The organism is Pontivivens nitratireducens, from assembly GCF_011290545.1.
GTDB classification, from domain to species: domain Bacteria; phylum Pseudomonadota; class Alphaproteobacteria; order Rhodobacterales; family Rhodobacteraceae; genus Pontivivens; species Pontivivens nitratireducens.
Window position 1 is genome coordinate 2,318,101 of record NZ_CP049811.1, and the last position, 12,812, is coordinate 2,330,912.

General features: G+C 66.0%; 16 protein-coding genes. All 16 read right to left on the minus strand.

From position 1 onward, the window contains the following. Nucleotides 1-56: 56 nt before the first annotated feature. Nucleotides 57-773: a DUF2793 domain-containing protein gene (locus G8E03_RS11455; RefSeq protein ID WP_166191914.1), complete on the minus strand. Its 717-nt coding sequence runs from the start codon at nt 771-773 to the stop codon at nt 57-59. After that, nucleotides 766-4,605 carry a baseplate multidomain protein megatron gene (locus tag G8E03_RS11460; protein ID WP_166191916.1) on the minus strand — a complete coding sequence of 1,280 codons (3,840 nt, stop codon included), beginning with the start codon at nt 4,603-4,605 and terminating at the stop codon, nt 766-768. Before G8E03_RS11460 ends, G8E03_RS11455 begins: the two co-directional genes overlap by 8 nt. Next, complete coding sequence (locus G8E03_RS11465; RefSeq protein WP_166191919.1) at nt 4,606-5,061, minus strand: NlpC/P60 family protein; 456 nt, start codon at nt 5,059-5,061, stop codon at nt 4,606-4,608. Next, nucleotides 5,036-5,929 (minus strand): DUF2163 domain-containing protein, encoded by an 894-nt coding sequence (locus G8E03_RS11470; protein WP_166191922.1) that lies wholly within the window; start codon nt 5,927-5,929, stop codon nt 5,036-5,038. Before G8E03_RS11470 ends, G8E03_RS11465 begins: the two co-directional genes overlap by 26 nt. Then, entirely contained in the window at nt 5,929-6,555 is a 627-nt protein-coding gene (locus G8E03_RS11475) for a DUF2460 domain-containing protein (protein ID WP_166191925.1), read from the minus strand. Before G8E03_RS11475 ends, G8E03_RS11470 begins: the two co-directional genes overlap by 1 nt. 74 nt (nt 6,556-6,629) lie before the next feature. After that, complete coding sequence (locus G8E03_RS11480; protein ID WP_166191928.1) at nt 6,630-7,283, minus strand: phage tail tape measure protein; 654 nt, start codon at nt 7,281-7,283, stop codon at nt 6,630-6,632. Continuing rightward, nucleotides 7,280-7,471 carry a rcc01693 family protein gene (locus G8E03_RS11485; protein WP_166191931.1) on the minus strand — a complete coding sequence of 64 codons (192 nt, stop codon included), beginning with the start codon at nt 7,469-7,471 and terminating at the stop codon, nt 7,280-7,282. Before G8E03_RS11485 ends, G8E03_RS11480 begins: the two co-directional genes overlap by 4 nt. After that, entirely contained in the window at nt 7,468-7,809 is a 342-nt protein-coding gene (locus tag G8E03_RS11490; protein WP_166191934.1) for a gene transfer agent family protein, read from the minus strand. Before G8E03_RS11490 ends, G8E03_RS11485 begins: the two co-directional genes overlap by 4 nt. Beyond that, a complete protein-coding gene (locus G8E03_RS11495; RefSeq protein ID WP_166191939.1) occupies nt 7,806-8,219 on the minus strand; it encodes a phage major tail protein, TP901-1 family in 414 nt (137 codons plus the stop codon). Before G8E03_RS11495 ends, G8E03_RS11490 begins: the two co-directional genes overlap by 4 nt. 36 nt (nt 8,220-8,255) lie before the next feature. After that, nucleotides 8,256-8,648, minus strand: a complete 393-nt coding sequence (locus tag G8E03_RS11500) for a DUF3168 domain-containing protein (protein WP_166191942.1) — start codon at nt 8,646-8,648, stop codon at nt 8,256-8,258. After that, on the minus strand, nt 8,645-8,986 hold the full coding sequence (locus G8E03_RS11505) for a head-tail adaptor protein (protein WP_240910336.1): 342 nt from the start codon (nt 8,984-8,986) through the stop codon (nt 8,645-8,647). Before G8E03_RS11505 ends, G8E03_RS11500 begins: the two co-directional genes overlap by 4 nt. Beyond that, nucleotides 8,983-9,534: a head-tail connector protein gene (locus G8E03_RS11510; protein WP_166191945.1), complete on the minus strand. Its 552-nt coding sequence runs from the start codon at nt 9,532-9,534 to the stop codon at nt 8,983-8,985. The genes G8E03_RS11505 and G8E03_RS11510 overlap by 4 nt, the downstream gene beginning before the upstream one ends. An 80-nt stretch (nt 9,535-9,614) precedes the next feature. Beyond that, nucleotides 9,615-10,781, minus strand: a complete 1,167-nt coding sequence (locus G8E03_RS11515) for a phage major capsid protein (protein ID WP_166191948.1) — start codon at nt 10,779-10,781, stop codon at nt 9,615-9,617. 40 nt (nt 10,782-10,821) lie between these two features. Next, nucleotides 10,822-11,379: an HK97 family phage prohead protease gene (locus G8E03_RS11520; protein ID WP_430693141.1), complete on the minus strand. Its 558-nt coding sequence runs from the start codon at nt 11,377-11,379 to the stop codon at nt 10,822-10,824. A 30-nt stretch (nt 11,380-11,409) separates the two neighbouring features. Next, a complete protein-coding gene (locus G8E03_RS11525; protein WP_166191951.1) occupies nt 11,410-11,655 on the minus strand; it encodes a GTA head formation protein, RCAP_rcc01685 family in 246 nt (81 codons plus the stop codon). Continuing rightward, the gene (locus G8E03_RS11530) at nt 11,652-12,788 is read right to left on the minus strand and encodes a phage portal protein (protein ID WP_166191953.1); all 1,137 of its coding nucleotides are present in this window, start codon (nt 12,786-12,788) and stop codon (nt 11,652-11,654) included. The genes G8E03_RS11525 and G8E03_RS11530 overlap by 4 nt, the downstream gene beginning before the upstream one ends. Nucleotides 12,789-12,812 lie beyond the last annotated feature (24 nt).

Consider the following 12,812-nt stretch of genomic DNA (forward strand, 5'->3'; position numbering starts at 1 on the left):
CTCCTCTCAAATCGGCGCAATGGCTGCAAAAATCAAGCATGTCCGTATCACGATATTCACACGGCCCTTGGCGGTTCGATCCGGGACAGATGAATTGCCAGCCGCACGACACCCCCCTCGAACTCCGCCGCACCCTCGGGTGTCAGCACCAGGGACGTGTCGGAATAATAGGTCACCGGCTGCCCCGTCAGGCCCTGCGCCCAGGAATTGAGCGCTGTTCCCAGACCCGAGCCATAGCGGTTTTCCGACCCGGCGACCCCCAGTTGCCACCCAGTCAAACCAGAACCGGAAAGGGTTGAGATCACACGCGCCGAAACGCCCAGCACTTGCGTATTGGCCGGAATCGGCAAGTCACTGGACACCGCAGCACCCACAAGGGTCTGATCGAATTCGATCACCTCATCACGGGTATAGGCCCCGCCGGGGGAGGTCGTGGCGCCCACCTCGACCCAATTCGTGCCGTCGAAACGACGCGAAACACCGGATGCGATGTCCCAGGCCTGCCACCCGACAGCGGCGGAAACGTAGTGCCATAGCCCATCCAGCGACACGGCAATGCGTCCGCCCTGCCTGGCCCAGTCCCCTGTGGGTGCCGTGCCCAGCGCATAGGCCGCGCCCTCAGCCGCGACGGCTGGCGGCGTCACCGCATCGACCGCCATCAGGCGAAGCTGCACCATCGCGTCCAGACGGGTCAGCGCCTCGTTTACGGTCACGTGCTTTTGCGCCTGGGCGGCCTGCACCAGCGGCAGACCCAAATTCGTGGTCTCAGTCATGTCGTGTCATCCTTGCAATGGGTCCGATACCGAACCGGGCAGAGATCTGCCCGACCGTGATGTCATAGGGGGCCGCAGGCAGATCGGCGGCGTCCAGCAAAGCGTGTGGCTCTGTCGCCTCCTTACTGAAGACCACGGTGCCGGCCTTCTCGATCGTGACCAGATAGACCTCGCGCTCCTCGTTGAGGGGCACATCGCCGCCCGCCCACAGATCCCCGTCGATCCTGGTGCGGCGAATCCAGCTGACCTCCAGCCCCTCGGCGGTGCCCCGACCGCGCAGATGCACCGGCTGATATGGCCTGAGACCAACCCCGTCGAAGGCGTGAACCTCCGTAGTGTAGCTGGCATTGTCCACACTGCGCGAAGCCGGCCCGATCCGCAGATAGCGGTCCAGTCCACGTGCAGAATACGGCAGATCGATCTGCACCGGCGCGCCGTCCAGGGCGATGAATCGCGTGCCTTCGGGCCAGACTTCGGGCATGACGAACTCGGTGCCCGCCTGACCGCGCAGCAATCCGCTCAACTCATAGGTCATCGGACCCACCAGCCTGGCGTCGCGATACTGCACGACCTCCCAATCGCCGGAATCGCCGTATCGCAGCGCCGCGACGTTCGCCCCGTCCAGCACCGCCTCGGCGGTTCGACCCTCCAACGTACCGTGGCTCAACTCCACACGCAGCTTGCCACCGCTCCAAACCCCGGTGCGCGCCGCCGGCAAGGGTGCCCTCAGCACGCCGAGGGTTGCCTGTCGCACGATCTGTCCGGCCAGCTCATAGCCACTTTGCGATGGTGACAGGAACACGTTGACCGGACCCGGCCACGGGGTTGCGGCGGCGGCGGCATAGGGCGCGTGCTCCACCTCGTCCCCCCGCAACAACGGCAGGTCCAGCACTTCGCTCAACACCGGCCCGGCACCGACCAGACCCGGTGCATCGAACAACCGATCCGGGTGATAGGCGGAGGTATAGACGCCAGGTTCCACCCGGATTGCGTCGAGCTTGCGCGCCCCGCGTTCCTCGATCCGGTCGATCCGCCAGTTCAGACCGTCCAGTTCGATCACATCGCCCGGCTCCAGCGCCAGCAATGACGGTGGCACCGAAACCTGCATCCCATCGCGAGAAACGACGGCCTCCGCCAACCACCGCTCCGCGATAGACTTGGCCTGCCCCGCGCCCAGCGCGATGGGCAGTTCGGCGGTTTCCGCACGCAACGGCGCCCCGGCACGCAGCGCAGCTTCGACGGAGCCGCTCTGATAATCATGATCCGACTGAATGTAGCGCAACCGCACCCGGTCCGGCTGTTCGTCCAGCGGTCCGCGAACTTTCTGCGGCCCGCTGACCTCGACCGGATCCAGATCGCCCAGATCCACATCCACTAACCCGTCACGGCTAAAGAAGTGCAACACACCATCGCGTTCCCGACAGTCGAAGCCATAGGCCAGCATCAACGGTTGCAGACCGGCCCGCGCGGACTGTCCGTCGCGCATCTCCATCCCCGCGACACCGCCATACAGACGCCCCGTCTCCACCGCCGTCACGCCCGAGCGTACGCACACCTCACGCACCACATCCGCCAGCACGGCCATCTCCTGCCTGCCGGAGATCCAGTGACCCGTGCCGAAGTTCACCCCATCGGACCATAGGCCGACACGATTGGGAAAGTCCGGCCAGGGCCGTGCATCCCACGCCCAGACATGCGCACGGTCCATGCGCAGCATCGGCTCCTCGTATATCTCGGAGATTGGATTGTTCTCGGGCGCGTTCCAGTAATCCAGCACGGCGTTGATGTACTGGTGCTGGATGAAATCGTCCCGCGCCCCGGTTGAGAAATAGGGCACCGCATTCTCGCTCGACTTCAGATCGCGAAACACGTTGGGCTGGTTGGTCCCCTTGTCGATGGCGGGGCAGCCGAATTCGGTGAACCAGATCGGCTTGGAGCGTGGAACCCACGCCGTCTCCAGGGTCGAGCGGACCCCGCCGGGCCGGTCGAAATGCGGCCGAGCCCACCAGTTGCGGATGTCCTTGTAGCGAAACACGTGATCGTCGCCATAGGCTTCGTCCACGATCGGCGTGCGCAGCTGTGCCACCCGATCGGCCTGCGTGGCGTAATACCAGTCGTAGCCCTCGCCCCCCTCGATATTGGACTTGAGGTATGCAGGATCGTGGATCGCCTCCCACCCGTCCTGTGCGTCCAGATGGGTATCGCCCGCCCTCCAGTCGCTGAGAGGCATATAATTGTCGATCCCGACGAAATCGACATTCGCATCTGCCCACAACGGGTCCAGGTGATAGATCACGTCATCACCGTCATGATGTCCGTAATACTCGGACCAGTCGGCAGCATAGCTCAGCTTCACATCGGGGCCGAGCACGGCGCGCACCTCCGCCAGCAATGCGATCATCCGGGCCACGGCAGGATAGGCACCCGTGTCAGCACGGGTGCGCAGCAGATCCCGCATCTCGGATCCGACGCAGAACGCCGCCACCCCGCCCGCCGCCTTGCACAGATGCGCGTAGTGCAGGATCATCCGGGCGAAGCCGAAATCGCTGCCCGCATAACGCACCGTATCGCCCACGATTGTGAAGTCCTGCGCCGTCGCAGGGCCGAAGAACGCCGCGATCTCACCCTCGGCCGCCGCGGTTCCGTTCGCCTCGACCGCGATACGCCCACGCCAGGGAAACGCCCCCTGTTCCGCGGCCCCCGCCGGATCAGGCAAGCCGTTGCCCTGCGGAATATCCATCAGGATGAAGGGGTAAAAGGTCACCTCCACCCCCCGGTCGCGCAGCGTGCCGATTGCCTCGATGATTGCGGCATCGGCAGGCGTGCCACCGTAATTGACACGATCCCCGGTCTTGCTGATCTGGTGGCCCTCGGCGCGGTCCAGCCCGCTGACCTGCCACGCCATCCTGTCGCCTTCGGACAGCACCTGTTCCACCCCCGGCGTGATCTCGCACTGCCCGGCGCGCAGATCGCTGCCGAACCAGCTGGCCACCAGCAATGTCGAGGCGACATTCGGCAGTTGCCCCTGCAAATGATCCAGCGACAGCGTGATGTCAGCAGCGCCTGTATCGTTGTTGACGTTGACCGTCTCATAGATGCCGGGCCCGTGAACCAGGCTTACCGGCTCCGTCGCGAGGGCATATTCGCCCGTGCCGGGGATCAGCGCGACCGCCTGAACCCTGTCGCGCAGGGTCGGCGCGTCGCTTTCTGGCTGACGATAAACTTCGACGTTGATCTGCGGGATCCGGTTGCCGTATTTCGCCAGCTCCAACCCCTCGAAGACGACATAGGCCGTGCCGCGATAGGCAGGCGCTACGTCCACACCCTCGACCGCGGCGATGACCGGATCGGGCATCTGCGTGTCCGATCCGTCATGGAAGCGCACTTCGACCTCGGACTGGTCCACCAGCTTGCCATCCGCCCAGATGCGACCGATGCGCGTTGCGCGTCCCTCGCACAGGGCCAGCGCGAAGCTGACCGAATAACTGTACGAGTTTTGGGTGACCTTGGGCTTGGACCCCTTGCCACCCCCGCCGGAGGATTTGCTGACCGTTTCCAGAAACCGGCTGGACCAGATCATCTGACCGGGCAGCCGCATCCGGCCCGCGATATAGGGCAGCGCCGTGCCCTCCTGCGCACCCTGCACGCGCCAGGTGTCCAGCCGCCCCGTTTCGACGGTGGAGGCACCGGCCCCCATGATGCGCTGATCGATCATCGAGCCGATGGTCGCCCCCACCGCCTGCCCGATCGCCGCGCCGGTCAATCCCATGACCGTGCCGCCCACAGCCCCACCAATGGCGGAGCCTGCGGCAGCCAATAATAGCGTCGCCATTCAAATTCTCCCTGCCGGAAAGCGGAACCCCGCCACGATCCGCCGTGCCCACGCGGGGCCCAGCGGGCTTTCGACGACCCCATGCCCCGAATAGGCATGGATGATCCGCTGCGCGCCGGGTACGGCATCGCTCAGGATCGCCAAGTGTTTGGCCACCGCCTGCCCCTTCATGCGAAACAGCAGCACGTCGCCAGCGTGATAGGGCGGCTGCACCCGGATCAGATGCCGCGCCGCACCTTCGTGCAGACGCTCGACCCGATCGACCTCGGACCAGTCGGGGGTGTAGCCGGGCAGTTCCTCCGGCTCGCCCCCGATGATCTCACGCCAGATGCCACGGATCAGGCCGAGGCAATCCGCCCCGCCCCCCCGCACACTGGCCTGATGCTGATAGGGCGTGCCCAGCCAGGTCCGCGCCTCGGCCACGACCTGCTCAGCCCTTGCGCAACGATCCGCCATCATGCACCTCCCCCTGATTTGGATAGGATGTCATCCAGTCCTCCCCCGGAATGTGGGGAAAACCGCGATAGTTGAGGAAGTTGTCGAACTTCGTGCGGCACGTCTCCGCCCGCCGGTCGCAACCGGCCAGCACGCTGAACGTATCGCCCGCCGCCACCGCAAAGGCCGTTCCGGTTCGCAAGCCCAGCAGACGCACGCCGTTGCGCGTGGTGTCGTGCCGGATCGCGGACTTGGCCCCGGCATTCGCGCCGCTGATCCAGGTCACCACACCCCCCGCAAACCAGTCAGGGGCGTAGCCGGCCAGCCCATCCACGATCAACGCACCGTCGCCCTCGATCGCATCGACGGTGCCATCGGTGCACCACGCAGGGTCCGTCACATCGACGCCGCAGCGCGCATCGCCCAGCGTCGCGTCGCAATCGTGGTTCAGCGCGCGACCGACTGGCCGGTTCAGGTCATCGACCAACGAGCGCAGCTCCGCCTCGAACGCGCCCTGCCTGCGCCTGATTTCTCCGATCCGGCCGGTGAACAGCGCGATCCGCAGATCCGGCCTCTGCCAATCCACCAGCCACTGCCGCACCTCGGCGCCGTCATACAACCCCGCCGCGATATCCACCTCGCGGATGGCATTCGCACTCAACGCGCCCAGAACCTCGCCATTGTCCGCGCTCAGACCCGTTGCCTGATCCAGCGCACCCGCGCTCAGGCCGCTGTCTGCCTCATAGCGGACGCCATCCACCAGCAAGGCGCGGTCGTGATCGGTAAAGCCCAGCGCCACGCCATCCTTGCGCGTGACCAGCCAGCACCGGCACATCGTCGTGGCACCGCTGTCCAGCCGTGCCTGCATTTCCTGAGGAATATCGCGCATCAGACCCGTACCTCCACGATAGGAACGGAGGGGATTTCCCCCGCCTCGAAACCGCCCATGGACACCTCGATCACATCCGTGTCGAATCGGACCGGAACGTCGAACTCGAACCCGGCGGTAATGACGGCCCCGTCCTGCGGTGGCGTGTCGAAGCTGACGATGCCCGTCGCGGTATCCAGCGCGTACCCGTCAAAGACCTGCACGCCCCCCACGCCCAGACGCAGCGTTCCCTCCACCGGCTTCTCGATGGGCCGCACATAGCTCGTCGGCCCCGACAGATAGGTCTTGCTCAACTGGAACGCCGCGCTGACACCGTCACCAACGCCGATCTCCTCGTCGAACGGCTCGATGGCCCGGTCCGAGGGGGCGGTGCGCCAATCCGACCAGTCGCGCCAGCGAAAGCCATGCAGCCGCCCGGCCCGCGCCTCGAAAAAGCCGATCACGACCTCCAGATCATCGCGCGACCGCATCCCCAACCCCGCATCGTAGCGGCGGCGCGAATGAGCCCAGGGGCTGTTGCGCTCCTCATGCCCGCTGGCCAGCGTCACGATCTCCGTGCGCCGCTCAGGGCCGCCGGTCGATCCGAAACTGACGCTGACCGGAAACCGTACCTCGTGAAAGCTCATGGGCTCACTCCATTCAATATTCAATTCTGGGGGGCACGCGCCCTGCGGCACGTTTTCGACGCGCGGGCGCGACCTCACATATTGCGTTTGCCGCGTGACAGGGCGCGCGACATCTCCGCCGCGACCTGCGTACGCGAGCGGCGGAATCCTTCGACATCGGGGGTGGAGATATTCATCGTCACGTTGACCGAACCGCCGCCGTCCGCCGCCTTGACGCCCAACGCGCCGTCGGCACCACGGGTCAGGGGCATGATCGCCTCGGGTCCGGCCTCCCCCATCAGGCCCATGCCGCCGCGCATGGGAAAGGTCGTAGCCCCGCTGACCACCCCCCCCTTGGCAAAGGCCGTGGGCCGCCCGCCCGACATGACCCCGGCCTCCGCGAACGGCATCATCGCGCCGAGGCCCCTTTGCACCAGCCCGCTCAGCGATGATCCGACCGCGTTCTGTACCGGCTTCAGCGCCTGATCCAGGATCGAGGACGAGATGCTCGCCCCCAACTGCCGCAGCGCGTCCGAGGCTCGCGCCCCGTCGAAGATCAGCGCGTCAAACGCTCCGCGCAGTCCCTTGCCCATCGCCCGGTCCAGCCCCGCCACCCCGGCCGAGGCGCTTTCCAGCGACCGCCCGGTGGAATCCAGCTCACGACGGAACGTCTCCACCACCGCCTCGGTTGAGGCGATGGAGGCGTCCACCTCCGCGAACAATTCCTGCACTTCGTTGATTTCACTCATTCGGATCGCCTTTCATCAGGGTATAATGCGCTCAGCTCCGCCAGCCGGTCGCGTGCCATCGCAGGTGCGGCCTGCGGGTCCAGCCCCGCCATCAGCGCCAGCTCGGCAGGTGTCAGCGCCCAGAACTGGTCGGGAGTCAGCCGCAACCCGTGAAGGCCCAGCCGCAGCAACGCGCTCCAGTCGATCATTCGGGGTGCACACCGGCAAAGGTCAGCCGCAGCAGACGCGCGGCAACCCTTGCGGCCTCCAGCGGCCCGCCCTCGACCGTGGCGGTGGCCACCTTGCCCGCCGGTGCGCCACCCGCCTCCAGCAAGGCGACCAGATCGGCGGCGCGAAACGTGCCGCTCTCGAACCGGGCGACCAGATCTGTCAGGCTGTCCGCGCCCAGGCGTGCCTCCAGCCGCGCCAGGGCACCCAGGCTCAGCCGCAGCACATGCACCTTGTCGTCGAGGGTCAGGGCCACCTCCCCCCGATGCGGGTTCGGGCGTGCCTTGCCCGAACCGCGTTTCTTGGCGCCTCCGCTCATAGCGCGACGAAGCTCAGCGCCCCGGCGCTGGCCATCGACATCTCATAGACCGCCTCGCCGTCATACTCCCCCGAATACTCGATCGCGGTCAGCTGGAACGGCCCTTCGATGATGCCGAAATCGGGGATGACGACCTGAAAGTCCGGGACCTCCCCGTCAAAGAACATCTGCCGCGCCCGCGCATCCGTGTCCGCATCGCGAAACACACCGGAGCCCGACAGCGCGGCGGAGCGGACGCCAGCGCCCCCCAGCAATTCGCGCCAGCCGCCCGTGCTGTCCAGCGTGGTGGTATCGACGGTTTCCGCGTTGAACGAGATGCGGCTGGCCCGCAGTCCCGCCACCGTCTCGAATCCGCCCGATCCCGTCATGTCGATCTTGATCAGCAGATCTCTGCCCATCTGAGTGGCCATATTAAAAATTCCTTATAAAACAGTTTCTTGAAAGGATCAGTTCGCGTCCAGAAGAACCCGGAACGTCAGGGTAATCAGCCGCCGTTCGGTGCCGCGCGACCGCCGCGCCCGCGCCTTGAGGAACCGCAGATCCGTCACCGTGGCACCGGTCACCGCCGGCGGCGTGTGCAGCAGAATGCGCCCCACCTCCGCCGCGACCAGCTTCGCGCGGGAAAAGCCCTGCGCCGCCGAATGCACCTCGATCACGATGTCATGCTGGGTCAGATCCGGCCCGCGTTCCCGAACCTTTTCCTCCCCGATCGAGACATATTCGTTCGAGGTCGGAACCGCGGTCGCATCCAGCACCTCGGCCAGATCGGTGATCTCGGGCGCGGCACTCAACGCCCAGTACAGGCCCTGTTGCAGCGGCCATGAAAATGCGTAGCTCATGCGCCACCTTCCTCTGCCCAAAGTTGCAGGTAATGCGCCGCGCGGTCGTATTCCGCGACGCCCAGAATGCGGAACACCCGGTCCCCCATGCGCAACCGCTGGCCTGCAATTGGCCTGCGGGAACGTCCCTCGGGCGCGGCGCGCAGGATGATCCGCACCTTGATGGTGGACACCTCCAGCGCCCCCTCCCGCACCAGCCGGGCCGAGGGACGCTCAATCGCGGCCCACAGCGTGCCAAGCGCCTGCCACCCCTCCATCAACCCGCCGCCGCCGTCGGGCGTCATCGCGCGGGCCTCCAGCACCATTTCCCGGTCCAGCACCGGGGCCGACCCGCTCACAGCCGCACCGGGCGATGGGCGTCCAGCAATGCCAGCACGCCGAACGGCCAATGGTCCTGCCCGCCGGAGCGGTTTTCGTAATAGCTCGCCGCCAACAGCATCACGGCATGGCGCAGATCGGGCGGCACATCCGCAGGGTCGGGGCCGTACCCAGCAGTGAAGTCCACCTCGACCTGACCGCCCTCCGGCACCGAAACCGACCCCAGCAGCACGGGCCGATGCGCATCGACGCGCAGCGTGACGTTCGGAACCGTGCGCGCATTGCCCGCCGCATCGACGACGCGAACCTCCTCCAGCGCCACCACCGGCGCGACCGGCACGCCCTGGGCACCGTCACGCCAGTTGGTCAGGATCAGGCGCAGGCCGCGCGTGATCAGCGCCTTGCCGATGCGCGCCTCCACGGCGCTGGTTGCCGCGCGCAAATACATCTCCAGCATCGCATCCTGCGCGCCGTCATCCTCGAACCCGGTGCCCAGATGCAGGTGGTCCGCGAAATCGCGGATCTCCACCGGCACCCGCGCCGGTCCGTTGCGTTCCGTCATCATCATCGGCTGTTCTCCCGCCCCGTCGGATACAAAAAGGGCCCGCGCGAACGCAGGCCCCTCCAATTCACTCAGTCAGTCGCGTTTCAGCTGGCCGCGAACTTCAGCAGCTTGATCGCGGCGAAGTCGCTGACATCGCCACCCACGCGCTTGGTCGCGAAGAACTGCACGTTCGGCTTGGCCGAGAACGGGTCGCGCAGGATGCGCATATCGGGACGTTCCGCGATGGTGTAGCCATTGGCGAAGTCACCAAAGGCAATCGCCGTCGCGTCCAGCGCGATGTCGGGCATGTCCTCGCAGATCAGCACCGGATACCCCATCAGGCGCGCAGGCTCACCCGCCGCCAGCGTGTCGGACCACAGGAAACGACCGTCCGCGTCCTTCATCTTGCGCACGGCACCGGCAGTCTTGGAGTTCATCACGAAGCTGGCATTCGCGCGGTACTGCGCGCCCAGCGAATAGACCAGGTCGACAATGGCATCCGCCGGATCGGCAATCGAGAAATCACCATCGGTGCCGGTGGCGACATAGCCCAGCGATCCCCACGCCCAGACATCGTTGGCCACATTGGCATAGCTCATGATGCCGCGCGGCTTGCCCACGCCGTCGCCCGCGATGAACGACACGCTCTCGGCGCGCGCGAACTTGTCCGCGATGCGGCCCGCCAGCCAACCCTCGACGTCGAACGCGCTGTCATCCAGCAGACGCTGCGATGCCTTGGGCATGGCGGACAATTCGTGCAGCGGGATCGAGATACGCTCCAACTGCGGCGCGCCCGTCTCGCTCGCATTCGCCGTCTCGTCCGACCAGCCCGCGCCGGTGTCGTTGTGATCGACCAGCACGTCGAAGGCGGACGCCTCGACATTCACCACATTCGCGATGGAGCGCAGCGAAGCCGCACCCAGCAGCACGCTCTGCACCGTGGCCGAGGTCTGCGGATCGACCAGATAGCCACCCTCAGCGCTGACCTGGGTGGACATGCCCTTCTCCTCGACCCCCAGCGCGCGCAGGCCGTCATCATCGCCCGAGCGCAGATAGGCCGCGAACGCCTTCTGATGGGGCACCTCGACCTCGGCGGCGGCGGACAGGGCGGGGCGGGCGGATTTGGTCTGCATCATGGTCAAACGGCTCTCTTGTTCCATAAGTTTGGTCTGAATGTCGGTTTGGAAATTCTTGAATTCGCTCAGAAAGCCTGTCATGGCCGCCTTCACGTCGGTGGTCTTCGCCGCCGATTTGCAGTCGATGTCGTGCATCAATCCATCCTTGAAATTACTTGGGTAAAAAGACGGCCAATCAGGCCAGCAGTGCCGCCGCGTCATCAAAAAAGGACGCGAGGTCGTTCGCCAGCGCATCGGTTTCCGTATCGTCGGATTTCGATTGCGCCCGCGCCTCGGGAAGCATCGGAAAGGTCACGAGGGACACTTCCCAAAGCTCGATCTCATGCAGCAACCGCCCGACGCCGGATTTCTCCGCGCGGATGGTGCGATATCCGATGGACAGCCCGTCGATGGCCCCGGCCTTGAGCAGCGCCAGCGCTTCTCGCCCGGCGCGAACCTCGGTCAGGATGCGACCGCGAACATGCAGCCCGGTGCCGTCCTCCTCGACCGCCTCCCACACGCCGATCGGGGTGGCAGGGTCGTGCTGCCACAGCATCTTGACGGTGCGCCCCTTGGCGAACAGACGTTCCAGCGCGCGGCCATAGGCGCCCTTCTGCACGATGTCACCGCCCTGATCGGCGATCCCGTACAGGGACGCATAGCCCGCAATCGTCGTATCCCCGTCCAGCGCGGGCGCATCGCCCAGACCGCAGAATTTCGTTTCCAGCATTCCCGCCGGATCATATCCCGTCATCCGCACTCTCCTTTGTAAAACAATTGGTTGTCAGGCGATGCTCAGCTCACCCGTGACCACCAGAAACAGACCCTGCGCCGCCACCGTGCCGGCCACGCCATAGACGGCCATCCACATGCGCCGTTCCATCCGGTCCAGCAGCGCCTCGATCCCGCCCAGCCGCCGCTCCAGCGCCAGCCAGCGTTCCTCGCTCACACGTTCCAGCGTTTCGACCCGCGCGCTCGTCGCGTCGAACGGTTCATACAGATAGCGCGAGCCTGCCGCGCGCGCCGTCAAACCGCACGCGGCGGCAGTCCGAGCAGAGCACGCTTTTCGTCCTCGCTCAGAAAGTCCGCCTCCGCGACTCTGCGCCACTGTGCTTCACGCTCCAACGCCAGCGCCGGCACGCCGTCCAGGTCGGGCTTCAACCGCGTACCGCCCATGCCGGGCAACCACTGGCTCAACGCGCCCGTGACCTTGCCCACCAGCGGCAGAACCGTCAGGCGATAGAACGCCCGGTTCGCCTCGGCATAGTTCGCATAGGTCGCGTCACCGGGCAGGCCCAGCAGCATCGGCGGCACCCCGAAGGCCAGCGCGATCTCCCGCGCCGCTGCTTCCTTGGTCTTCTGGAATTCCATGTCGGAGGGGGAGAATCCCATCGGCTTCCAATCCAGCCCTCCCTCCAGCAACATCGGCCGTCCGGCGTTGGCCGCGCCCTGATGCTGCCCCTCCAGCTCACTCTTCAGTCGGTCGTACTGATCCGCGCCCAACACCCCGGCCCCCTCGGCCGAGCGATAGACGATCGCGCCCGAGGGCCGCGCCGCGTTGTCCAGCAAAGCCTTCGACCATTTCGAGGCCGCATTGTGCACATCCACCGCCGTCGCCGCCGCCTGCATCGGGCTCAGGCCATAATGGTCGTCCGTCGGATGCCAGCCCCGCACGTGACAGATTGCCTCCGCCGCGAACCGGTGTTTCTTGGCCCCAACGGTGTAATCATACCCAACCGGCCACCCGTCGCGCCCCGGCACGACCCGCATCCGGTCGGACCGCACGACATGCAGCTCCATCGGCACGTCCGCGCCTGCCACCGCCTCCATGTATCCGTTGCCGCTGAGCAGAAGCTGGCCGTAGAACGCCTCGAACAGTTCCCCCGAGCCCTGCCCGCCATTGGGTCGCGCCAACAGGTCGAGCACGGGATGCACGTCATAACGCCGCTCCGCATCGGACAGCACCATGGGCACAGCGGCAGCCGCCTCCGCGATCAGCTTCACACAGCGAAACCCGACCGGGTTGGAGGTGAACCCGACCCGTGTCATCGTCGCCCCGTCGCGCCCGCTCCACATCGCGCGGCCCGCGCCGTGAAACGCCACCATGGGGCCGGCGGCACTCGCCTTGACCTCGGGGGCTTCCCTCTTGAACAAACCCAGCATCGCTTTCTCCCGTAAAATTCCGGT

What these genes read in the sequence shown, in the direction of transcription:
- G8E03_RS11495 (WP_166191939.1), bottom strand. Translation starts at nt 8,219, where the DNA reads ATGGCCACTCAGATGGGCAGAGATCTGCTGATCAAGATCGACATGACG.
- G8E03_RS11500 (WP_166191942.1), bottom strand. Translation starts at nt 8,648, where the DNA reads ATGAGCTACGCATTTTCATGGCCGCTGCAACAGGGCCTGTACTGGGCG.
- G8E03_RS11520 (WP_430693141.1), bottom strand. Translation starts at nt 11,379, where the DNA reads ATGACGGGATATGATCCGGCGGGAATGCTGGAAACGAAATTCTGCGGT.
- G8E03_RS11515 (WP_166191948.1), bottom strand. Translation starts at nt 10,781, where the DNA reads ATGCACGACATCGACTGCAAATCGGCGGCGAAGACCACCGACGTGAAG.
- G8E03_RS11465 (WP_166191919.1), bottom strand. Translation starts at nt 5,061, where the DNA reads ATGGCGGATCGTTGCGCAAGGGCTGAGCAGGTCGTGGCCGAGGCGCGG.
- G8E03_RS11475 (WP_166191925.1), bottom strand. Translation starts at nt 6,555, where the DNA reads ATGAGCTTTCACGAGGTACGGTTTCCGGTCAGCGTCAGTTTCGGATCG.
- G8E03_RS11510 (WP_166191945.1), bottom strand. Translation starts at nt 9,534, where the DNA reads ATGATGATGACGGAACGCAACGGACCGGCGCGGGTGCCGGTGGAGATC.
- G8E03_RS11490 (WP_166191934.1), bottom strand. Translation starts at nt 7,809, where the DNA reads ATGAGCGGAGGCGCCAAGAAACGCGGTTCGGGCAAGGCACGCCCGAAC.
- G8E03_RS11480 (WP_166191928.1), bottom strand. Translation starts at nt 7,283, where the DNA reads ATGAGTGAAATCAACGAAGTGCAGGAATTGTTCGCGGAGGTGGACGCC.
- G8E03_RS11460 (WP_166191916.1), bottom strand. Translation starts at nt 4,605, where the DNA reads ATGGCGACGCTATTATTGGCTGCCGCAGGCTCCGCCATTGGTGGGGCT.
- G8E03_RS11470 (WP_166191922.1), bottom strand. Translation starts at nt 5,929, where the DNA reads ATGCGCGATATTCCTCAGGAAATGCAGGCACGGCTGGACAGCGGTGCC.
- G8E03_RS11455 (WP_166191914.1), bottom strand. Translation starts at nt 773, where the DNA reads ATGACTGAGACCACGAATTTGGGTCTGCCGCTGGTGCAGGCCGCCCAG.
- G8E03_RS11485 (WP_166191931.1), bottom strand. Translation starts at nt 7,471, where the DNA reads ATGATCGACTGGAGCGCGTTGCTGCGGCTGGGCCTTCACGGGTTGCGG.
- G8E03_RS11530 (WP_166191953.1), bottom strand. Translation starts at nt 12,788, where the DNA reads ATGCTGGGTTTGTTCAAGAGGGAAGCCCCCGAGGTCAAGGCGAGTGCC.